Below are 19,543 nucleotides of genomic sequence, written 5' to 3' on the forward strand. Positions count from 1 at the left end.
ATCATCAGGCGGGCTTTCCTTGATCGAAGCGGTGGAAAAGGCGGCAACCGGGATCGTCGGGCTGGACGACGTGACCTGCGGCGGGTTTGCGCGCAAGCGGCTGTTCCTGCTGGAGGGAAGCCCGGGGACAGGCAAGACCACGGTCGCGACCCAGTTCATGCTGGCCGGCGCGGCGGCGGGCGAGCGGGGACTGTATATCACTTTGTCGGAGAACCGGGACGAGCTGGAAGCGGGCGCTGCCTCGCACGGCTGGAGCCTCGAAGGGTTCGACATCTTCGAACTGCTGCCGCCGGAAAGCCTGCTCGATGCGGACCAGCAGCAAAGCCTGCTCTACTCATCCGACCTGGAGCTGGGCGAAACCACCAGGCTCATCATGCAGGAGTTCGAGCGGGTCCGGCCGGACCGGGTGGTTCTGGACAGCTTGTCCGAAATCCGGCTGCTGGCGCAAAGCTCGCTGCGCTATCGCCGGCAGATCCTGGCGCTGAAGCATTATTTCGCGAGGTCGGGCGCAACCGTGCTGATGCTCGACGATCTTACCGCGGAGGCCGACGACAAGACGATGCACAGCGTCGCGCACGGGGTAGTCCGGCTGGAGGAGCTGTCCCCCGAATATGGAGCGGAGCGTCGGCGCATGCGGATCGTGAAATATCGCGGCCAGCGTTACCGCGGCGGTTATCACGATTTCTGCATCAAGACTGGGGGCGTGAGCGTGTTCCCGCGACTGGTTTCGGCCGAGCATAAGCGGCCGGTCAATCGCGAGGTGCTGGGGAGCGAGTCGGCGGAGCTGAACGCGCTTCTCGGCGGCGGCGTGCATCGCGGCTCTGGTGTGCTGGTGCTGGGGCCTGCCGGGACCGGCAAGTCGCTGCTCACGCTGACCTTCATCGTCGGCGCGGCCAAGCGTGGCGAGAAAGCCGCGATGTTCGTGTTCGACGAGGAGATGGGGCTGCTGTTCGATCGCGCGATCGGGCTCGGCATCGATCTGCAGGCGATGGTGGATGCGGGGCAGCTGAGCATCCAGTCTGTCGACGCGGCCGAGTTGTCGCCGGGCGAGTTTTCGGAGCGGGTGCGCGCTTGCGTCGAGCAGGGCGGCGCGCAGACGGTGGTGATCGACAGCCTGAACGGGTACCAGGCGGCGATGCCGGAGGAGCAGTCGCTGATCCTCCACATGCACGAACTGCTGCAATATCTGAACCGGCAGGGCGTCTCGACTTTCCTCACAGTGGCGCAGCATGGGCTGGTCGGCGACATGCGATCGCCGGTGGACGTGACCTATCTGGCCGATACGGTGATCCTGCTGCGCTATTTCGAGGCGCGCGGGCGGGTGCGGCGGGCGATCTCGATCGTCAAGAAACGCACCGGCGCGCATGAGGATACGATCCGCGAGTTCCGGATCGACGGGCGCGGCATCACCATCGGCGAGCCGCTGGTCAATTTCCATGGCGTGCTGCGCGGGGTGCCGCAGCTGGTGGGCAAAGACGAGCTACTGCTCGAGGCGGAGCCGAATTGACCAACGCGTCCGAACGAGCGCTCATCGTAGCCCCCCAGGGGCGCGACTGCAGGATCGCCGGCTCGGTGCTCGGCGAGGCGGGGATCGAGAGCGTCGGCTGCCGAGACGTTGCATGTCTTCTCGACGAAATGGCGTCCGGCGCGGGCTTCGCCCTGATCACGGAAGAGGCGTTGCTCACCGCCGATCTGCACGCCCTTGCCGCCTGGATCGATGCACAGCCGGAATGGTCCGATTTCCCCTTCGTGCTGCTGACGCAGCGCGGAGGTGGCCTTGAGCGCAATCCCGCCGCGGCCCGTCATCTCGAGACGCTGGGAAACGTGACTTTCCTGGAGCGGCCGTTTCACCCGACGACATTGGTCAGCCTGGCTCGCGCCGCCTTGCGCGGACGCCGGCGGCAATATGAGGCGCGCGCAAGACTGCTCGACCTTCATCAACTCGCCGCCGATCTCGAACGGCGGGTCGAGGAGCGGACCGCCGCGCACGACGAAGCGGTCGCACAGCTTCACGAAGTTCAGAAGCTCGAAACCCTGGGCCAGCTTACCGGCGGCGTCGCGCATGACTTCAACAATCTGCTGACGCCGATCACCGGCGTGCTCGATCTGTTACAGCGACGCTATGGCGACAGCGACGCGCGCTCGGCCCGGCTGATCGCAAATGCTCTGCAGGCGGCTGATCGCGCCAAGACACTGGTGCAGCGCCTGCTCGGCTTCGCGCGCCGGCAGGCGCTCGAGAAAAGGGCGGTGGACGCGGCTGCGCTGCTCGACGGCATGCGGGATCTGATCGCCAGTTCCGTCGGCCCGACTATCGAGCTGCAAATCCGGCACGAAGCCGGACTGCCTTCGGCTCTGGCCGACCCCAATCAGCTCGAGCTTGCGATCCTGAACCTGTGCGTCAACGCCCGCGACGCGATGCTGGAGGGGGGAACCTTGACGGTTGTGGCGGCACAGGTCGCGCTTGGGCCGCAATCCAACCCGAAGCTCACCCCTGGACTGTATGTGCGGATCTCGATCATCGACAGTGGCCAGGGCATGAGCCCCGAGACGCTGGCCCGCGCCGTCGAGCCGTTCTACTCGACCAAGGAAACGGGGCGCGGCACGGGGCTTGGGCTCTCGATGGTGCATGGCCTGGCCGGACAGCTTGGCGGCGGCTTCGCGCTGGCGAGCGTGCTTGGACAAGGAACCCGCGCCGATCTCTATCTGCCGGTGGCGGACGAGAAGGCGCCCCGCGACACCGGCAAGAACCGCGGGCCGTTGCTCGCCGTCGGCCGCTCACTCTCGATCCTGCTCGTCGACGACCAGGAGCTGGTGCGGGAAGGAACCGCGGAAATGATCCGCGACCTTGGCCACCAAGTGGTCGAGGCCGGCGGCGGCGCGGAGGCGCTTGCCAAGCTCGCCGCCGGCTTCGCCGCCGACGTGGTGATCACCGACTACAAGATGCCGCGGATGGATGGAGCGGAGCTGGCGCGCCGGCTTCGGCGCGACTACCCTTCGATCCCGATCCTCCTCATTACCGGCTATACCGGCGCGACCGAGGATACGCTTCACCTGCCCCGCCTGGACAAGCCGTTCGGCCAGGCCGACCTCGCTTCGGCGCTTGCGGCCCTGATGATGCCGGACGCGAAGGTTGTCAGACTGCCGGTGACGCGGCGGCCCTGATCGAGCGTCGGACCACCGGACTGGTCGCAACTGGCGCCATTCCCGAATTCGTTTGCGCTTTGCGGGGCAAGCGCCCACGCCTTCGGTTTGCGCTCAGGACATGCTTGGGCATACCCACGAAAGGGAACCCCATGAGCTCATCCGAGGACTATCAGGCAAAGGCGGCCGAGGCGTTGGTGCAATTGGGCGAGGCCAAGACCGAGGCGGAGCGGGTGCGCCTGCGGCGCGCGCATGGTGTCTACATGAAGCTTTCTACGCACGGCGCCGAAGCTGCCGAGCGGGCCGCAGCACGCCCGCCCAAGCGGATCGTGCCGGAAAAGGCAGCGCCGCCAAAGCCCGGCCCGAGCTTTCGTCTGAGCTGACCCGGCACGCTCGGGCCGCGCATCATCGGCCCTGACTCGCAACCTGCGGCGAGTGCGGCAGTTCTTCTCCCACCAGCAGGAGAGAAGAGCATGGCGGACGAGTTGAAGAAGGGCGACAAGGTCAAGTGGAAGAGCCATGGCGGCGAAGCGCACGGCCATGTCGAGAAGAAGCTGACCTCTGACACCAAGATCAAATCGCACCAGGTCCGCGCATCGAAGGACGACCCGCAATATCTGGTCAAGTCGGACAGTGGCAGCGGCGTCGCGGCGCATAAGCCCGATGCGCTGACGAAGGAGTAGGCGCTACCTCCAGCCGAACGTGCGGCGCTTGCGAAGCGTCAGCGTCGGCCAATCGCCGCGTTCGACGGTGAAGGCGAGCGCGAGGCCGTGACGGCGATAGGCGGCGAGCACCGCCTCGGCCTGGTCGCGCAGCAGCCCGGCGAGGATCAGCCGCCCGCCCGGCTCGACCGCTCTGGCGAGGGCCGGGGCGAGCTCGATCAAGGGCGCAGCGAGGATGTTGGCGATCAGCAAGTCGTAAGGCGCGCGCGCTTTCAGCCGCAGGTGATCGAGACCGGGCGCGACAACGAGCTCGAGCCGGCCGCGGGCGCGGCCGAGCGGGACGCGGTTGATCGCGGCATTCTCCGCGGCGACCTCGATCGCGACCGGATCGATGTCGGACGCGATCGCGCGGGCAGCGGGCCAGAGGCGGAGCGCGGCGAAGGCGAGCAGGCCGGTGCCGGTGCCGATGTCCGCGAGGTTGCCGAAGCAGGCGCCGCTTTCCTTCAGCCGGGTGAGCGCGAGGAGGCAGCCGGTCGTGGTCTCGTGCTGGCCGGTGCCGAACGCCCGGCCGGCGTCGATCTCGAGCGGAGATGCGTTCGGCGGAATGCTGTCGCGGTGTGCCGGCGTGTGGACGAAGAAGCGACCGGCCTGGATCGGCTCCAGCCCCTGCTGACTGAGCGTCAACCAGTCCTGCTCCTCGACCGGCTCGACGCTGGCGGGCGCGCGGGTGGCGGAGGGCACGAAGCTGCGCAGCAGCATCACCGCGGCGCCATCCGGCTCGGTTTCGAAATAGGCATCGAGCCGCCACTGCTCCGCCCCGTCCTGCTCGCTGGTCATCAGCACGGGCGGCGGATCGAGCGCGGCGAGCTGGGGCAGTTCCCCCGTCAGCGCTTCCGCTTCCGCCTTGGTGCACGGCAAGGTGAGCTTCCAGCTCATCGCGCCGCTTCGCTCGCCAGCCGATCGTCGAGGCGCTTGCGGGCGGCCTGCGCGTAGGCCGCGCAACCGCCTCGGTCCACCAGGGGCGCCCGGCCGGCCAGGCGCGGGAAGAGATTGCTGGCGCTCGGATGAGGGGTGATCAGGATATCGCAGTCGAGCCGCGCCACTCGGTCGAAGGTCGCCCGGAACGGCGCCACCCGCTCGGGATGGTCGGTGAAGCGGTAGCCGTCGGCCGACACCGGCGTGAGGCTGTCCACAAAGGTGACCGTGCTGCACCGGCCCGCCTCGCAGACCCGCCAGCTCCAGCTGGTGCCGCCGTCCGTGTGGCCCGGCGTGGCGTGGGCGGTGAGCGCGATCGGGCCGAGCCGCACCGTCTCGCCGTCCGCAATGACCCGATCGACCGCCACGCCGGGCATTCCGGGGATGGCGCCTGCTTGCGGATCGCGCGGATCGACCTTGCCGCTCTCCAGAACGGATCGCGCTTCTGCTCTTGCCACCAGCTTCGCGCCGCTCAACTGCTTGAGCGCCGCAAGGCCGCCGGCATGATCGAGATGCTCGTGGCTGTTGAGAAGATAGCGGACGTCGCGCGGGTTGAAGCCGAGGCGGCGAATGTTGGCCGCGATCAGCGGCGCCGCATCCGGTGGGCCGCCGTCGATGAGGACATGGCCTTGGCGGGAGGTGACCAGCAGCGACGTGATCCCGCACGTGCCGACATAGTAGAGGTTGCCGATGATCCTTGCCGGCGGGGCCGGATCGCTCCACCCGTCCCGCCCGGCGCAGGCCGCGGCAAGACTCGGGGCGATCGACCCGCTCGATTCGGCCGCTACCGGCGGCGGGGCGGCGCATCCGCCGACGAACAGAGAAAGGCCGAGTGCGACCGCTTTAACGGACATAGCTCGCGCCATTGACGTCGATCACCGCACCTGTGGCGGAGGGGGGCGCTTCGACGGCCAGCCAGCGGACCGTTTCGGCGACCTCATCCGCCCCGGCCACGCGGCCGAGCGGAATGTCGGCGAGCAGCTTGGCCCCGCCGCGGCTTTCCAGATAGTCCTCGGCCATGCCGGTCATCGTGAAGCCGGGGCAAACGGCGAAGGCGAGGATGCCCTCGGCCGCATAACCTCGTGCGATCGACTTGGTCATGCCGATCATGCCGGCCTTGCTCGCCGCATAATGCCAGTGCTGGGGCGAGTCGCCGCGATAGGCGGCGCGGCTGGAGACGTTGACGATTCGCCCCCCGCCCTGCTCACGAAAGTGAAGGACAGCGAGCCGACAGAGCGCGGCCGAGGCGGTGAGGTTCACCTGCATGGTACGCTCCCAACCGGCCAGCCAGCCGGCATCCCCTTGCTCGATGGGGGTCGCTTCGAAGATGCCCGCATTGTTCACCAGCACGTCGATGCGCCCGTCCAGGCGCCCCATCGCTTCCCACCAGAGCGCGGTGACCTTGTCCGGGTCCGACAAGTCGGCCGCAACAGCGCCCTCGCCGCCGCGGGTGGAGTGTCCGACCACGTTGTGGCCCGACAATGCGGGAACGATCGCGGCGCCGATGCCGCGACTGGTGCCGGTTACGAGAATGTTCGCCATGGCCCGGCCCTAGCCTCGCCCGCCCGAGGTGGGAAGCGTTGCAAAGTTGCGCGGGCGGTATAGATGGGAAACGATCATTCGGGGGGATCACGACCATGAACCGCAATCCTTCGCGTCCCATGTCGCCGCACCTGACGATCTGGAAATGGGGACCGCACATGCTGGTCTCCATCCTGCACCGCGTCACCGGCGCCGGCTTGTCGGTGGTGGGCGGCGCGATCTTCGTCTGGTGGCTGGTCGCGCTGGCCAGCGGGCCGGATGCTTACCGCAGCTTCACCGACCTTGCGACCAGCTGGTTCGGCATCCTCGTCTTCGTCGGCCTGACCTGGGCGTTCTGGACGAAGGCGTTCGGCGGCATCCGCCACCTCGTGATGGACATTGGCGCCGGGTTCGAGATCCAGAAGAACAAACTGTGGTCGATCATCGTGGTGGCCCTGGGCATCGTCTTCACAGGGCTGACCTGGGCCTACATCTACTGGAGGGCCGGCGCATGAGAATGGGAAGCCCGATCGGCCGCGTGCGCGGCCTGGGATCGTCCAAACAAGGGGCGCTCAACTGGTATCATGAGCGGCTCTCGTCCGTGGGTACGTTGCTCCTGTTCGTCTGGTTCCTGGTCTCGCTCGCCCGCATGCCGAGCCTCGATTATCAGGCGACGGTGCGCTGGCTGTCCTCCCCGCTCGCCGCGGTGCCGATGGTGCTGCTGATCTACACGACCTTCTGGCACGCCAAGGACGGGCTTCGGGTCGTCGTCGAGGATTATGTTCACGACGAGGGCGGCAAGTTCTTCTGGCTGGCGCTGATCAACTTTCTGTTCATCGTCGGGGGCGCGCTTGCCATCTTCTCCGTGCTGAAGATCGCCTTCACGGGGGGAGCCGCCTGATGGCCGACGCTTACAAGATCATCGACCATATCTACGACGTGGTCGTGGTGGGGGCCGGCGGCTCGGGCCTGCGCGCGACCATGGGCGCGGCCGAAAAGGGGCTCAAGACGGCTTGCGTGACCAAGGTTTTCCCGACCCGCAGCCACACGGTGGCGGCGCAGGGCGGCATTGCAGCGAGCCTCGGCAACAACACGCCCGATCACTGGACCTGGCACATGTACGACACCGTCAAGGGATCGGACTGGCTGGGCGACCAGGATGCGATCGAATATATGGTTCGGGAAGCTCCGGCCGCGGTCTACGAGCTTGAACATGCAGGCGTGCCCTTCAGCCGCAACACGGATGGCACCATCTACCAGCGCCCGTTCGGCGGCCACATGCAGAATATGGGTGAAGGGCCGCCGGTGCAGCGCACCTGCGCCGCGGCCGACCGCACCGGCCATGCCATGCTCCATTCGCTCTACCAGCAGAGCCTCAAGTACGACGCTGATTTCTTCGTCGAATATTTCGCGATCGACCTGATCATGGAAGACGGCGAGTGCCGTGGCCTGATCGCGCTCTGCTTCGAGGACGGCACCATTCACCGCTTCCGCGCCCAAGCGGTGGTGCTGGCGACCGGCGGTTATGGCCGCGCTTATTTCTCCGCGACCTCCGCGCACACCTGCACCGGGGACGGCAATGCGATGGTGCTTCGCGCCGGTCTGCCGCTCCAGGACATGGAGTTCGTCCAGTTCCACCCGACCGGCATCTACGGCGCGGGCGTGCTGATCACGGAGGGCGCGCGCGGCGAAGGCGGCTACCTGACCAACTCGGAAGGCGAGCGCTTCATGGAGCGCTACGCTCCCTCGGCCAAGGACCTGGCTTCGCGCGACGTCGTCTCGCGCTCGATGGCGATGGAGATCCGGGAAGGCCGCGGGGTCGGCAAGGACAAGGACCACATCTTCCTGCACCTGGATCATCTCGATCCCAAGGTGCTGGCCGAACGGCTGCCCGGCATCACCGAGACGGGCAAGGTGTTCGCGGGCGTCGACCTCACCCGCCAGCCGCTGCCGGTGGTGCCGACAGTGCACTACAACATGGGCGGCATCCCGACCAATTACTGGGGCGAGGTGGTGACGCTGAAGGGCGGCGATCCGGACGCGATCGTGCCCGGCCTGTTCGCGATCGGCGAGGCGGCCTGCGTATCGGTGCACGGCGCCAATCGGCTCGGCTCGAACAGCCTGATCGATCTGGTCGTGTTCGGCCGCGCGACCGGCCACCGCCTGAACGAAATCCTGAAGCCCGGCGCGGCGCAAAAGCCGCTTCCGCGCGGATCGGAAGAGATGGCGCTATCCCGCCTCGACCGCTTCCGTCACGCCAAGGGCGGCAGCCCGACCGCCCAGATCCGCGCGGCCATGCAGAAGACCATGCAGGCGGACTGCGCCGTGTTCCGCACCGAGGAGACGCTGCAGGAGGGCAAGGTCAAGATCGATCAGGTCAACGCCCGCATCGCCGACGTCCACGTCACCGATCGCAGCCTCATCTGGAACACCGACCTCATCGAGACGATGGAACTCGACAATCTGCTCGCGCAGGCGGTGGTGACCATGCATTCGGCCGCCAACCGCAAGGAAAGCCGCGGCGCCCACATGCATGAAACCTATCCGACGCGCGACGACGTGAACTGGATGAAGCACACGATCGCGTGGTTGAACGACGGGGAAGTGACGATCAACTACCGCCCGGTCCACGAATATACGCTGACTGACGAGGTGAGCTACATCAAACCGAAGGCTCGGGTTTATTGATGGGCAGCACGACCGTTCCCGCCTTTCACAATGGCAACGGTCAACGTGTGGAGCGCCTCACGAAAGCTGCAAGCAATCACTACAATCAGAAAGTCTATGAACTGTCATGTACGCGGTGCGGATCGCATTACGGCGCGAATGGGTGTGACATTCACATCCGTCGCTGCCCGGATTGTCAGAACGGACAACCGGGGCTGACGTTGTGATTGCTGCGTTGTAGGAAATGGCGATGGCACTCTGGACAGTCTGGGCTAATTACGCCGCCGAGGAGCGGGTCTGGTACGCTATGCAGAGCGACATCCCCGGCCTGTTTATCGACGCGGAGACAATTGAGGAGTTCGCCAGGAAGGCCGGCGAGCATTTGCCCGACCTGCTTGAAATTCACGCCGACGAGTTCGGGGACAAGTCGCAGCTTGAAGGCCCGCACAGAATTCGGATCGTGGCGTTTCATGAGCGTGAGTTCGCGGTGGCGGCCTGAGCTTGGTTCAGGGCTACACAGCGGAGCTGAAGCGCATCCTGCTCGCAAATGGCTGCCGCTTTGTTCGGGCCGGCAAAGGCGACCACGAAATCTGGCTCTGCCCAGAAGCTAAGAGGCCGTTCGTGGTGGATGGCAAGATCATGTCGCGAGCGGTCGCCAATGCCGTTCTCAAGCAGGCCGGGATCAAGGAAAAGCTCTAGCGCCTCCCGCCGCCGTGCTTCGCGTGACTGCACGTCCGAGCGTGACTATGAGCACCGCTCATGAGCACCAGCAACGATAACCTCACTGCAGACCGGCCGACCTTCGTCACGCATCTGGAATGCTCGATGACGGGCGAGCGCTACGAGGTCGACCGGCTTAACGGGCTTTCGAGGGCGGGGCGGCCGCTGCTGGTGCGCTACGATCTGGATCGCGCGCGGGAGGAGATGAGCAGGGAGGCGCTCGCCTCCAGGCCGCTCGACATGTGGCGGTGGCGGGAGATCCTGCCGGTTCGGCGCGTCCAAGACATTGTCAGCCTTGGAGAGGCAGCGACGCCGATCGTGGCGCTCACTCGGACCGGCGAGAAAGTCGGCGCGGCGAACCTGCTGGTCAAGGACGAGGGGCGGCTGCCGACGGGGTCTTTCAAGGCGCGCGGGATCGGGATGGCGGTGTCGATGGCGAAAGCGCTCGGCGTCGCCAAGATCGCTATGCCGACCAACGGCAATGCCGGGGCGGCGCTGGCGGCTTATGGCAGCCGCGGCGGAATCGAGACGATCGTTTTCTGCCCGGACGACACGCCGGAGATCAACGTGCGCGAGATCGCGCTGCAGGGTGCGCGCGTTTATCGGGTGAACGGGCTGATCGACGATTGCGGCAAGATCGTCGGCGAGGGCGCGGCGCAGGGCCATTGGTTCGACATGTCGACGCTGAAGGAGCCGTACCGGATCGAGGGCAAGAAGACGATGGGGCTGGAGCTTGCCGAGCAGCTCGGCTGGCGCCTGCCGGACGTTATCTTCTACCCGACCGGCGGCGGCACCGGGCTGATCGGGATGTGGAAGGCGTTCGGGGAGATGGAGGCGCTTGGCCTGATCGGCCCCGAGCGGCCGCGGATGGTGGCTGTGCAGGCGGAAGGCTGCGCGCCCATCGTCAAGGCGTTCGAAGACGGCGAGGAGCATGCGCCGCGCTGGGAGGATGCGTCCACTGTGGCGGCCGGCATCCGCGTGCCGAAGGCGGTCGGCGACTTCCTGATCCTGCGGGCGGTGCGGGAAAGCGGCGGCTTTGCCACGGCGGTGTCAGACGAGGAGCTGATGCGCGGCGTGGAGGATGCCGCGCGCGATGACGGCTTCCTCCTGTGCCCGGAGGGCGGGGCGACCCTCGCCGCATGGCGAAAGGCGGTCGAAGGCGGGCTGGTAAGCAGCAGCGACACGGCCCTGCTTTTCAACTGCGCCACCGGTCTCAAATATCCGATGCCGGACCGCTCATCGGTGCTCGACCGCCACGGCCGGATCGACTTCGCCGCGCTTTGACGGCCGCTAGGCGGCTTCGCGGCGTTGGCGGAGGAGCGGCAGCACGAGCAGGATCTTTGCCGAAATCCAGTCGATATCTGTGCGGAACCGCCGAAGCAGGGCGTCTTCGTCCAGACCGGCGACTTCGCTGATCTGTGGCGCGGAGAGCGAGAGGCGAAGGGTTGCCGTCCACGCGCCCCCTTCCCCGCGCGCACAACGCACCGGCTGGCCGACATGGCAGGTCTCGGCCGCGATCATCCGCTCCCAAGGTTCGGAGAAATGCTCGGACATGTCGGTGTAGAGCATCGCGTAGATCGCGCGTGCATCCTCGATGTCGAGCGGGTGGCCGGTCTCCGGGTGCCGGAGGGGAATGCGAAAGGTGTGCAGCATCGTGCGGTCGAGCGGCTGAAGCTCCTCCTCATTGGCTCGGTCGCGTTCGGGCAGGAGCTCGAGCGGGCCGTCCGCGGGGAGATTTCGCAGGACGCTATCGAACGCCGCTATCGCCTTGCTGACCACCTCCTTCGGATAGGCCAGCAGGCGGGACAGCTCGAACAGGCCGCACTCCAGCCGCAGTAGAAGGCCGAAGTTCGTGACCTGGGGCAGCACGGAGTCCATCGCGCGCCAGCCGGCCGGCATCTCGCCACGGGCGAAGAAGCCGCCAAGACCTTCGGGGACAGGCGCAGTGCCCGACATGCGCGCACCGATCCGTGCCGGCACGAGGGCGAAGGCGCTGAACGGCGGGCCGCCGATGAACTTGGAGCCGGTGACGAAGACGATCGCGTCGAGCGCCAGATAGGCGCCGAGCATTTCCGGCGAGATGCGGCCCTGGCAGGCGTCGACGATCACGTCGAGCTTGTCGCCGAAGCGGCCGACCAGCCGCTCCAGCACCTGCGGAGAGGGCGCGATCAGCCCGGTCTTCGAGCGGTGCACGACGTGGAGCAGCGGGCGCTCGCCGGCGGCGATGGCGCCGGCGATCACATCGGCGAGGGCGGCCTCGCGCTCATTTACGTCGCGAAGGCCGCCGTCCTGGTTGCGGACCTTGACGGTCTCAAGCCGGATCTGCCGCTGATCGAAGCCGGGCACCGGCTGGCCCGTATCGACAGCGAGGCCGAGCGCCGTATGCGGGGCAAAATAACGCCCCTGCTGGGCGTGGAGGCAGCCGCTGCCGACCTCGTCCACCTCGACGATGATGTTGCAGATCGGGCTGCCGCCGCCGAGCGCGGTTGCGAGGACCAGATATTCGAGATCGGTCCCCGACGGCCCGAAGGCGATGTCGACGGAGCTGTCGAGTTGGTAGAGCAGGCGCAACCGGCGCCGGGCGTCTTCCAGCGCATCGGCATAGACGTCGGCAATGGCTCGACTCCGTGAGGCCTGGTGAAGCTGGAAGTGGAATGCGCGGGCTTGTGCGAACGCGCCGGCCGAGACGGTGCTGGCCGTCGAGGAGGCGTAGCTGATCGCCGGCATCGGCTTGGGCGCGCAGCCGTAGGAGTTGAGGCCACTCTGCTCGTCGAGCGTAATCCGCGCGTCACCGCCCAGCGCCATCAGCTCGCCCGTCGTCAGGCTCAAGCCGCCATCGTCCGGCTGAGAACCGGAACCGCCGGTGTCCCGGGTTATGTTGTCATCGGAGCCGCCCGCCAATATGGCGAGCTTTTCGGGGTGGCTGGTCATAACCCTATGTAGCGCCCGACCACGCCGGTTCAATCGATCGGAGACTGCATGCCCCTCCTGCGCCCGCTTCGCATACCCCAGAATGCGAAGAACAACCTGCGGGTGATGTTCATCGCCAAGCACGCCAAGAGCTCGGGCGACAGACACCAGATCGACGGCAACCATGCCACCTACCATCACGAGATCGGCAGCGTGCTCGGCGGCATCTTCGCCAATCTCACGATCTGCAACCAGTTCGAGGAGCTGTTCGAGAAGCCGGAGGTCGACTTCATCTTCTCGTTGCTCAATCGCGGCGGGTTCCTGAATTCGGAGATGCTGGCGCCGCTGCTGGCGACCCGCCACGGCATCCCGTTCCTCGGCGCCTCGCCGATCCTGCGCGGCCTTGCGGACGACAAGCACCTGATGAAGATGGCTGCACGCTATCGCGGCGTGCCGACGGCCGACTGGCAGATCTTCCGCCGCGGCGCACCGATCGAGCCGATCACGGCCTGGAGCGCGGACCGTTACGTCGCCAAGCCCAACGCGTCTTCGGCAAGCTGGGGCGTAGCGGCCGCACGTTCTTGGGATGAGCTTCGGGCGGAGATCGACCGCATTCATGATGAAGGCCACGATGCGCTGGTGGAGCCTTTTCTGCGTGGCATCGACGTAGAGCTGCCGGTGTTCGGGCGGGAGGGAGCCGAGATCCTTCCGATCATGACCTTCGAGCACGATCCAGACGTGCTGCGCACCTATGGCGAGAAGCGCGGCTTCGAGGATTCAGGGGCCCGGCTTGTGCCGATGGTTGAGGGACCGCTTGCCGATGAACTCCGCGCCTACACGCGCAAGCTGATCCCGGAGCTCTGGCCCTTCGATTACGGTCGCTTCGAATTCCGGGTGAACCGCGACACGGGCGAAGTGCACTTCCTCGAAGTGAACCTCCAGGCCAACATCTGGTCGAAACGCGTGATCGGCCAATCGGCGGCGCTGGCCGGGCTCAGCCACCCCGACCTCATCGAGACCATCGTGTGCCACAGCCTTGTGCGCCAGGGACTTGTCCGCGCGGAGGATGTTCGTGCCGGCTGATGCGGGGCGGCCGTTCACGGCGATCATCCTGGCGGCGCAAAGGAACGGGAAGCTTGACCCGCTGGCCGCTGAGGCTGGGGTCACCCATAAATGCCTGGTGACGATCGTCGATCGGCCGCTGATCGAATGGGTGATCGAGGCGCTCACGCCGGTGCCCGGGCTCCAGCGGATCCGGATTTGCATCGAGCCGGAGGCGATTGCGGCGGTTCGCGCCGTGCGTGGCGCATCGGGCGAGCTCGGCATTCCGGTAGACTTCGTCGCCTCAGCCCCGACGATAACGGACAGCGCCTATGCATCGGCGCAGGGCGTTGATCCTCCGATGATCCTCACTACCGGAGATAATGTGAACCTGACGCCGGCGGCGGTTGAGCGCATGCTGGGGGCGGTCGCAGACGGAGCCGATGTCGCTGTCGCGATGGCGAGCCGGCCCGCCGTCCTTGCCGCCCATCCCGAAGGGCAGCGCCGCTTCTACGAATTCTCGGACGAGGCTTATTCCAACTGCAATCTGTACGCGATCGGCAGCCATGCGGGGTTGAAGATGGCCGAGACTTTCCGCGAGGGCGGTCAGTTCGCCAAGAACCGGGCGAGGCTGGTCAGCGCCTTCGGCTGGTTCAACATCCTCCTGTTCCGCTTCAAACTCCTGTCCCTCGCTGGCGCTATGAAGCGGCTGTCCGCCCGCTTCGGACTCAGGATCGCGGCGGTCGTGCTGGAGGATGGCGGTCACGCGGTGGACGTGGACAACCGCCGGACATATATCATCGCCGACATCATATTAAGAGAGCGCCTCGCGCGGAACGGATCCCTCGGCCATTGAGCGGCGGCCCGCTTCCCGTTATCCAGCTTGAGCTAGGGGGGACCTGACCATGGCCGAATTCGCGCTTCCGAAGAACAGCAAGATCAAGGGCAAGGGCCGCACCTTCAAGGCGACCAGCCCCGGCCGGATCAAGACGTTCAAGATCTACCGCTACGATCCCGACAGCGGGGAGAACCCCCGCTACGACACTTTCGAGATCAATCTCGACGAATGCGGGCCGATGGTCCTCGACGCGCTCATCAAGATGAAGAGCGAGCAGGACCCGACGCTGACCTTCCGACGCTCCTGCCGCGAGGGGATTTGCGGCTCCTGCTCGATGAACATCGCTGGCCGCAACGGCCTCGCCTGCACCACTGCTATCGAGGATTACAAGGGCGACGTCCGCATCACGCCGCTGCCGCACATGGATGTGGTGAAGGATCTGGTGCCTGACTTCACCCACTTCTACGCGCAGTACGCCTCGATCGAGCCGTGGCTGAAGACGGTAACCCCCACCCCGTCCGGCAAGGAACGGCTGCAATCGCCGGTCGACCGACTGAAGCTCGACGGGTTGTACGAGTGCATCCTTTGCGCCTGCTGCTCTTCCTCCTGCCCGAGCTATTGGTGGAATTCGGACAAGTTCCTGGGCCCCGCCATCCTGCTCCAGGCCTATCGCTGGCTTGCCGACAGCCGTGACGAATTCGCCGGCGAACGGCTCGACCAGCTCGAGGACCCGTTTCGCCTGTATCGCTGCCACACGATCATGAACTGCGCGAACGTGTGTCCGAAGGGCCTGAACCCCGCCAAGGCGATCGCCGAGACCAAGAAGCTGCTGGTCGAGCGGGCGATCTGAAGGCTCGTTCCCGGTAAGCCGGTCGAGCTATGCACCCCCTTATCGTCCACCAGCCGGACCCGGAGCATCCGGGCTGGTGGACGTGGGACGTTTCCGGCGAGGAGCGGTATAACGCGACCATCGGCAGGTTGCTGGTGCGGGCGGACGGTCCCGGGCGCGCGCGCTGCCGGATGTTTCCCGGCACGCTGCAGAGCAACCTAGGGAATGTGGTTCATGGCGGCGCGATCCTGACCTTTATCGACATGGCGCTGTTCGCGGGCGGCAAGCTCGCCGGTATTTCGGACATCTCGCATTCGGTGACGCTCGATCTGGCTTGCCAGTTCATCAGCCCCGCCGAGTTGCGCATACCGCTCGACTGCACTGTCGAGCTGCTCCGGGAGACGGGCCGCCTCGCCTTCATGCGCGGTCTGGTCGAGCAGGAGGGGCGCACTGTCGCCTCCTGGTCGGGCACGCTGCGCAAGGGCGGCGAGCGGCGGTGATCAGCCTGCTCTCGCGCTACCAGCAGATGGTCGCGGCGGGTGAGCTCAAACCCGACGAAGACCAGCGCCGCGCGGTCACGCAACTCGACCGGCTTGAGCGCGACATGGAGCGGGGCGGCAAGCCGAGCCTGTGGTCGCGCTTCACCCGGCGGCGGACCGAGCCTGTGCGGGGCGTGTACATGTGGGGCGGCGTGGGGCGCGGCAAATCGATGCTGATGGACCTGGCCTTCGAGGAGATCGACGTTTCGCCCAAGCGCCGCGTCCATTTCCACGAATTCATGCTGGAGGTGCATGAGCGGCTTCGAATCGAGCGCGGGCGCGAGAAAGGCGATCCGATCCCACCGGTCGCCGAGGCAGTCGCAAGTGGAGCCTGCCTGCTCGCCTTTGACGAGATGGTGATCAACAACAGCGCCGACGCGATGATCCTGTCGCGGCTGTTCGGGCAGCTGCTCGACCGCGGCGTCACGGTCGTCACCACCTCCAACCGGGCGCCGCGCGATCTCTACAAGGACGGGCTCAATCGCGAGCATTTCCTGCCCTTCATCGATCTCGTCGAGCAACGGCTGGAGGTCGTGTGCCTGAACGGGCCGACCGATTACCGACTCGAGCGGCTCGGCGGCATGGCGACTTGGCATGTGCCGAACGGACCGGAAGCGACGCTGCGGCTGAGCCAGGCCTTCTTCCGGCTCACCGACTATCCGGTCGAGGATCGCGGCAACGTGCCGAACGAGGCCATCCCGGTTCAGGGCGGCCGCACGTTGCATGTGCCCAAGAGCCTAAAGGGCGTCGCCGTGTTCTCGTTCAAGCGGCTTTGCGCCGAAGCCAGGGGCGCTCCGGATTATCTGGCTATCGCGCGGCGCTACCATACCGTCATCCTGGTCGGGATCCCGAAGCTCGGCCCGGAGAACCGCAACGAGGCCGCCCGTTTCGTGACGCTGATCGATGCGCTGTACGAGCACAAGGTGAAGCTGCTGGCCGCTGCGGACGCAGAGCCCGGCCAGCTCTACACGCAGGGGACCGGCGCCTTCGAATTCGAGCGCACGGCTTCACGACTGATGGAGATGCAGTCGCGCGACTATCTCGCCACGGGCCATGGGCTCGAGCAGCTGGCCGCCTAAGCGGTTGCCCGTGACCTCCTCCGGGTCTAAGCGGGCCGCATCTTGACGGCTGCGCGCCGCCGCAGCCTCGCCACTGCTCAACACGAGGGGTTAGAGTCCGTCATGGCTCGCAAAAAGATCGCGCTTATCGGTGCCGGCAATATCGGCGGCACGCTTGCCCACCTTGCCGCGCTGCGCGAGCTTGGAGACATCGTCCTTTTCGACGTCGTCGAGGGCGTCCCGCAGGGCAAGGCGCTGGACCTGGCCCAGGCGGGGCCGGTCGAAGGCTATGATGCGGAGCTCAAGGGCTCGAACGATTATGCCGACATCGCCGGCGCGGATGTGTGCATCGTCACCGCCGGGGTCGCGCGCAAGCCGGGCATGAGCCGCGACGACCTGATCGGGATCAATCTCAAGGTGATGAAGGCCGTCGGCGAAGGCATCCGGACCCATGCTCCGGACAGCTTCGTCATCTGCATCACCAATCCGCTCGATGCGATGGTGTGGGCGCTGCGCGAATTTTCCGGACTGCCGCACGAGAAGGTGGTCGGCATGGCCGGCGTGCTGGATTCGGCGCGCTTCCGTCATTTCCTGGCCGAGGAGTTCAAGGTCTCGGTCGAGGATGTCACTGCCTTCGTGCTCGGCGGTCATGGCGACACGATGGTGCCGGTGGTGCAGTACTCGACCGTGGCCGGCATCCCGATCCCCGACCTCATCAAGATGGGCTGGTCGACGCAGGAGAAGATCGACGCGATCGTCCAGCGCACCCGCTCCGGCGGCGGCGAGATCGTGGCTTTGCTCAAGACTGGTTCGGCTTATTACGCGCCGGCGACGAGCGCGATCATAATGGCCGAGAGCTTTCTCAAGGACAAGAAGCGCGTCCTTCCCGCCGCCGCCAACCTGACTGGCCAGTACGGCATCAGCGATCTTTATGTCGGCGTGCCGGTGGTGATCGGCGCGGGCGGCGTCGAGCGGATCGTCGAGATCGAGTTGGACGAGGCGGCGCAGGCAAATTTCACGGTATCGGTGGACGCGGTGAAGGAGCTGCTTGAGGCGTGCAAAGCCATTGATGGGAGCCTCGCATGATCGCTACACGCATCGGTCTTGCCGCCGTCCTGATGGCGACCGCGCAAGAGGCGTTCGCTCAGTCGGTCACCTTGACCGTGGACGACGGCCGCCCTTTGGTCGTCGGTGGATCGTCCGACCTCGGCGCCGCGCTAACTGCAACCTCGTTGGCGCCAGTAGCGGTGTCGGCCGAGTTCCGCCGCCTCTGCCTTTCTGATCCCGCCACCGCGGGGACGCGTGTCGCGGGTTCAGTTTTGGCTCTCGTCAGCGATGACGCCCTTTTCGCGGCTGAAGGCAAGCGGGGCGAGGCCCGAGTGGCTCGCTGGAAGAGCCCTTCGGCTGAACTGGCAGTCTGGACAGGCGACGACGCGAATCTGAAGGGTCGCCCGATCGCGATGCCGAGCCGGGGCTCTACGACAACCGGCCCCTACGGGCCGTTTCGAGCGGATGGAACGCAATGCAACCTGGTCGTCATGCTCACTGACCTCGCCGCTGCGCAGGCGTTAGCGGCTGCTCTCACCGCTGCGTTCGGAACTCCCGGGAAGCTTGTTTCTAAAAAATCATTCGCTGACGGCTTCTGGCAAGTCGCCGGTACAAACCCGATCGTTCGCATAAACTTCACTGCGCCCTCGGTGCGCGGCGGGCCGCAGCCCGTTCACCTGTCGGCGCAGGTTATGAAGAAGGGAAAACGTTGAGCATCCTCGTCAACGCCAGCACGCGCGTCATTACCCAGGGCATGACCGGTGAGACCGGCACCTTTCATACGCAGCAGGCGCTCGCTTACGGGACCAAGATGGTCGGTGGCGTCACGCCCGGCAAAGGCGGGCAGACGCATATTGGATTGCCGGTGTTCGACACCGTTGCCGAAGCGGTCGAGAAGACCGGTGCCGATGCAAGCGTCGTCTATGTGCCGCCGCCCTTCGCCGCGGATTCGATCCTGGAGGCGATCGATGCCGGGGTGCCGTTGATCGTAACGATCACGGAAGGCATTCCGGTGCTCGACATGGTCAAGGTCAAGCGCGCGCTGGCGGGGTCTAAGTCCCGGCTGATCGGGCCGAACTGCCCGGGCGTGCTGACTCCGGGCGAATGCAAGATCGGGATCATGCCGGGCAACATCTTCAGGAAAGGCTCGGTCGGCGTTGTCAGTCGATCGGGCACGCTGACTTACGAAGCGGTGTTCCAAACCTCGAACGCCGGGCTGGGCCAGACGACTGCGGTCGGCATCGGCGGCGATCCGGTGAACGGGACCAACTTCATCGACGTGCTGGAGTTGTTCCTGGCCGATGACGAGACCAAGTCGATTATCATGATCGGGGAGATCGGCGGCGCGGCCGAGGAGGATGCGGCGCAGTTCATCGCCGACGAGGCCAAGCGCGGCCGTTCCAAGCCGATGGTCGGCTTCATCGCGGGCCGCACCGCGCCTCCGGGACGCCGCATGGGCCATGCAGGCGCGATCGTGAGCGGAGGCAAAGGCGGCGCCGACGATAAGATCGAAGCCATGGAGCGGGCTGGAATCCGAGTTTCTCCGAGCCCATCTGAATTGGGGACGACACTTTCAGCGCTGCTTAAGGGTTGAC

At 66.1% G+C, this 19,543-nt stretch carries 22 protein-coding genes; 18 read left to right on the plus strand and 4 right to left on the minus strand.

The genetic code is table 11. The features are described from left to right. The first annotated feature begins 22 nt into the window (after positions 1–22). From VF631_RS13370 to VF631_RS13385, 4 genes are all read left to right on the plus strand, one after another. Positions 23–1,507 (plus strand): ATPase domain-containing protein, encoded by a 1,485-nt coding sequence (locus VF631_RS13370; RefSeq protein WP_431850886.1) that lies wholly within the window; start codon positions 23–25, stop codon positions 1,505–1,507. Next, the gene (locus tag VF631_RS13375) at positions 1,504–3,162 is read left to right on the plus strand and encodes a response regulator (protein WP_431850812.1); all 1,659 of its coding nucleotides are present in this window, start codon (positions 1,504–1,506) and stop codon (positions 3,160–3,162) included. The genes VF631_RS13370 and VF631_RS13375 overlap by 4 nt, the downstream gene beginning before the upstream one ends. A 131-nt stretch (positions 3,163–3,293) precedes the next feature. Then, positions 3,294–3,524: a hypothetical protein gene (locus VF631_RS13380; RefSeq protein WP_431850813.1), complete on the plus strand. Its 231-nt coding sequence runs from the start codon at positions 3,294–3,296 to the stop codon at positions 3,522–3,524. A gap of 90 nt (positions 3,525–3,614) precedes the next feature. After that, the gene (locus VF631_RS13385; RefSeq protein ID WP_431850814.1) at positions 3,615–3,824 is read left to right on the plus strand and encodes a DUF2945 domain-containing protein; all 210 of its coding nucleotides are present in this window, start codon (positions 3,615–3,617) and stop codon (positions 3,822–3,824) included. Between the two features lie 3 nt (positions 3,825–3,827). On the opposite strand, the gene VF631_RS13390 is transcribed toward VF631_RS13385, so the two are convergent. The 3 genes from VF631_RS13390 to VF631_RS13400 are packed head-to-tail and all read right to left on the minus strand — an operon-like array spanning position 3,828 to position 6,320. Next, positions 3,828–4,739 carry a 50S ribosomal protein L11 methyltransferase gene (locus tag VF631_RS13390; RefSeq protein WP_431850815.1) on the minus strand — a complete coding sequence of 304 codons (912 nt, stop codon included), beginning with the start codon at positions 4,737–4,739 and terminating at the stop codon, positions 3,828–3,830. Continuing rightward, a complete protein-coding gene (gene bla, locus VF631_RS13395) occupies positions 4,736–5,632 on the minus strand; it encodes a subclass B3 metallo-beta-lactamase (protein ID WP_431850816.1) in 897 nt (298 codons plus the stop codon). The genes VF631_RS13390 and bla overlap by 4 nt, the downstream gene beginning before the upstream one ends. Next, positions 5,622–6,320 (minus strand): SDR family NAD(P)-dependent oxidoreductase, encoded by a 699-nt coding sequence (locus VF631_RS13400; protein WP_431850817.1) that lies wholly within the window; start codon positions 6,318–6,320, stop codon positions 5,622–5,624. Before VF631_RS13400 ends, bla begins: the two co-directional genes overlap by 11 nt. A 95-nt stretch (positions 6,321–6,415) precedes the next feature. On the opposite strand from VF631_RS13400, the gene sdhC reads away from it, so the two are divergent. The 6 genes from sdhC to VF631_RS13430 all read left to right on the plus strand — a co-directional run bounded on the left by sdhC (position 6,416) and on the right by VF631_RS13430 (position 10,970). Continuing rightward, the gene (gene sdhC / locus VF631_RS13405; RefSeq protein ID WP_431850818.1) at positions 6,416–6,814 is read left to right on the plus strand and encodes a succinate dehydrogenase, cytochrome b556 subunit; all 399 of its coding nucleotides are present in this window, start codon (positions 6,416–6,418) and stop codon (positions 6,812–6,814) included. Beyond that, complete coding sequence (sdhD, locus tag VF631_RS13410) at positions 6,811–7,200, plus strand: succinate dehydrogenase, hydrophobic membrane anchor protein (RefSeq protein ID WP_431850819.1); 390 nt, start codon at positions 6,811–6,813, stop codon at positions 7,198–7,200. The genes sdhC and sdhD overlap by 4 nt, the downstream gene beginning before the upstream one ends. Next, a complete protein-coding gene (sdhA, locus tag VF631_RS13415; RefSeq protein ID WP_431850820.1) occupies positions 7,200–8,987 on the plus strand; it encodes a succinate dehydrogenase flavoprotein subunit in 1,788 nt (595 codons plus the stop codon). The genes sdhD and sdhA overlap by 1 nt, the downstream gene beginning before the upstream one ends. Before the next feature lie 223 nt (positions 8,988–9,210). Further along, positions 9,211–9,465 (plus strand): DUF1902 domain-containing protein, encoded by a 255-nt coding sequence (locus VF631_RS13420; RefSeq protein ID WP_431850821.1) that lies wholly within the window; start codon positions 9,211–9,213, stop codon positions 9,463–9,465. A gap of 2 nt (positions 9,466–9,467) precedes the next feature. Next, positions 9,468–9,665: a type II toxin-antitoxin system HicA family toxin gene (locus VF631_RS13425; protein WP_431850822.1), complete on the plus strand. Its 198-nt coding sequence runs from the start codon at positions 9,468–9,470 to the stop codon at positions 9,663–9,665. 60 nt (positions 9,666–9,725) lie between these two features. Continuing rightward, entirely contained in the window at positions 9,726–10,970 is a 1,245-nt protein-coding gene (locus VF631_RS13430) for a threonine synthase (RefSeq protein ID WP_431850823.1), read from the plus strand. Between the two features lie 6 nt (positions 10,971–10,976). Here VF631_RS13430 and VF631_RS13435 read toward each other — a convergent pair whose 3' ends face one another. After that, a complete protein-coding gene (locus VF631_RS13435) occupies positions 10,977–12,617 on the minus strand; it encodes a hypothetical protein (protein WP_431850824.1) in 1,641 nt (546 codons plus the stop codon). A 48-nt stretch (positions 12,618–12,665) separates the two neighbouring features. On the opposite strand from VF631_RS13435, the gene VF631_RS13440 reads away from it, so the two are divergent. From VF631_RS13440 to sucD, 8 genes are all read left to right on the plus strand, one after another. After that, positions 12,666–13,679 (plus strand): D-alanine--D-alanine ligase family protein, encoded by a 1,014-nt coding sequence (locus VF631_RS13440; protein WP_431850825.1) that lies wholly within the window; start codon positions 12,666–12,668, stop codon positions 13,677–13,679. After that, a complete protein-coding gene (locus VF631_RS13445) occupies positions 13,669–14,493 on the plus strand; it encodes an NTP transferase domain-containing protein (RefSeq protein ID WP_431850826.1) in 825 nt (274 codons plus the stop codon). The genes VF631_RS13440 and VF631_RS13445 overlap by 11 nt, the downstream gene beginning before the upstream one ends. A 49-nt stretch (positions 14,494–14,542) precedes the next feature. Further along, positions 14,543–15,325, plus strand: coding sequence for a succinate dehydrogenase iron-sulfur subunit (locus tag VF631_RS13450; RefSeq protein ID WP_431850827.1), 783 nt, complete (start codon positions 14,543–14,545; stop codon positions 15,323–15,325). Between the two features lie 29 nt (positions 15,326–15,354). Beyond that, complete coding sequence (locus VF631_RS13455; RefSeq protein WP_431850828.1) at positions 15,355–15,804, plus strand: PaaI family thioesterase; 450 nt, start codon at positions 15,355–15,357, stop codon at positions 15,802–15,804. After that, positions 15,801–16,922, plus strand: a complete 1,122-nt coding sequence (gene zapE, locus VF631_RS13460) for a cell division protein ZapE (protein ID WP_431850829.1) — start codon at positions 15,801–15,803, stop codon at positions 16,920–16,922. Before VF631_RS13455 ends, zapE begins: the two co-directional genes overlap by 4 nt. Before the next feature lie 102 nt (positions 16,923–17,024). Next, positions 17,025–17,987 carry a malate dehydrogenase gene (mdh, locus tag VF631_RS13465; protein ID WP_431850830.1) on the plus strand — a complete coding sequence of 321 codons (963 nt, stop codon included), beginning with the start codon at positions 17,025–17,027 and terminating at the stop codon, positions 17,985–17,987. Continuing rightward, positions 17,984–18,661 carry a hypothetical protein gene (locus VF631_RS13470; protein ID WP_431850831.1) on the plus strand — a complete coding sequence of 226 codons (678 nt, stop codon included), beginning with the start codon at positions 17,984–17,986 and terminating at the stop codon, positions 18,659–18,661. Before mdh ends, VF631_RS13470 begins: the two co-directional genes overlap by 4 nt. After that, on the plus strand, positions 18,658–19,542 hold the full coding sequence (sucD, locus tag VF631_RS13475) for a succinate--CoA ligase subunit alpha (protein WP_431850832.1): 885 nt from the start codon (positions 18,658–18,660) through the stop codon (positions 19,540–19,542). The genes VF631_RS13470 and sucD overlap by 4 nt, the downstream gene beginning before the upstream one ends. Position 19,543: the final 1 nt, after the last annotated feature.

The sequence above is a fragment of the Allosphingosinicella sp. genome (assembly GCF_036387615.1).
In the GTDB taxonomy this organism is placed as follows: Bacteria; Pseudomonadota; Alphaproteobacteria; order Sphingomonadales; family Sphingomonadaceae; genus Allosphingosinicella.

Excerpts from the sequence above, each read along its gene's own strand:
- VF631_RS13380 (WP_431850813.1), top strand. The coding sequence starts at position 3,294 with ATGAGCTCATCCGAGGACTATCAGGCAAAGGCGGCCGAGGCGTTGGTG.
- VF631_RS13385 (WP_431850814.1), top strand. The coding sequence starts at position 3,615 with ATGGCGGACGAGTTGAAGAAGGGCGACAAGGTCAAGTGGAAGAGCCAT.
- VF631_RS13390 (WP_431850815.1), bottom strand. The coding sequence starts at position 4,739 with ATGAGCTGGAAGCTCACCTTGCCGTGCACCAAGGCGGAAGCGGAAGCG.
- bla (WP_431850816.1), bottom strand. The coding sequence starts at position 5,632 with ATGTCCGTTAAAGCGGTCGCACTCGGCCTTTCTCTGTTCGTCGGCGGA.
- VF631_RS13400 (WP_431850817.1), bottom strand. The coding sequence starts at position 6,320 with ATGGCGAACATTCTCGTAACCGGCACCAGTCGCGGCATCGGCGCCGCG.
- sdhC (WP_431850818.1), top strand. The coding sequence starts at position 6,416 with ATGAACCGCAATCCTTCGCGTCCCATGTCGCCGCACCTGACGATCTGG.
- sdhD (WP_431850819.1), top strand. The coding sequence starts at position 6,811 with ATGAGAATGGGAAGCCCGATCGGCCGCGTGCGCGGCCTGGGATCGTCC.
- sdhA (WP_431850820.1), top strand. The coding sequence starts at position 7,200 with ATGGCCGACGCTTACAAGATCATCGACCATATCTACGACGTGGTCGTG.
- VF631_RS13420 (WP_431850821.1), top strand. The coding sequence starts at position 9,211 with ATGGCGATGGCACTCTGGACAGTCTGGGCTAATTACGCCGCCGAGGAG.
- VF631_RS13430 (WP_431850823.1), top strand. The coding sequence starts at position 9,726 with ATGAGCACCAGCAACGATAACCTCACTGCAGACCGGCCGACCTTCGTC.
- VF631_RS13435 (WP_431850824.1), bottom strand. The coding sequence starts at position 12,617 with ATGACCAGCCACCCCGAAAAGCTCGCCATATTGGCGGGCGGCTCCGAT.
- VF631_RS13440 (WP_431850825.1), top strand. The coding sequence starts at position 12,666 with ATGCCCCTCCTGCGCCCGCTTCGCATACCCCAGAATGCGAAGAACAAC.
- VF631_RS13450 (WP_431850827.1), top strand. The coding sequence starts at position 14,543 with ATGGCCGAATTCGCGCTTCCGAAGAACAGCAAGATCAAGGGCAAGGGC.
- VF631_RS13455 (WP_431850828.1), top strand. The coding sequence starts at position 15,355 with ATGCACCCCCTTATCGTCCACCAGCCGGACCCGGAGCATCCGGGCTGG.
- mdh (WP_431850830.1), top strand. The coding sequence starts at position 17,025 with ATGGCTCGCAAAAAGATCGCGCTTATCGGTGCCGGCAATATCGGCGGC.
- VF631_RS13470 (WP_431850831.1), top strand. The coding sequence starts at position 17,984 with ATGATCGCTACACGCATCGGTCTTGCCGCCGTCCTGATGGCGACCGCG.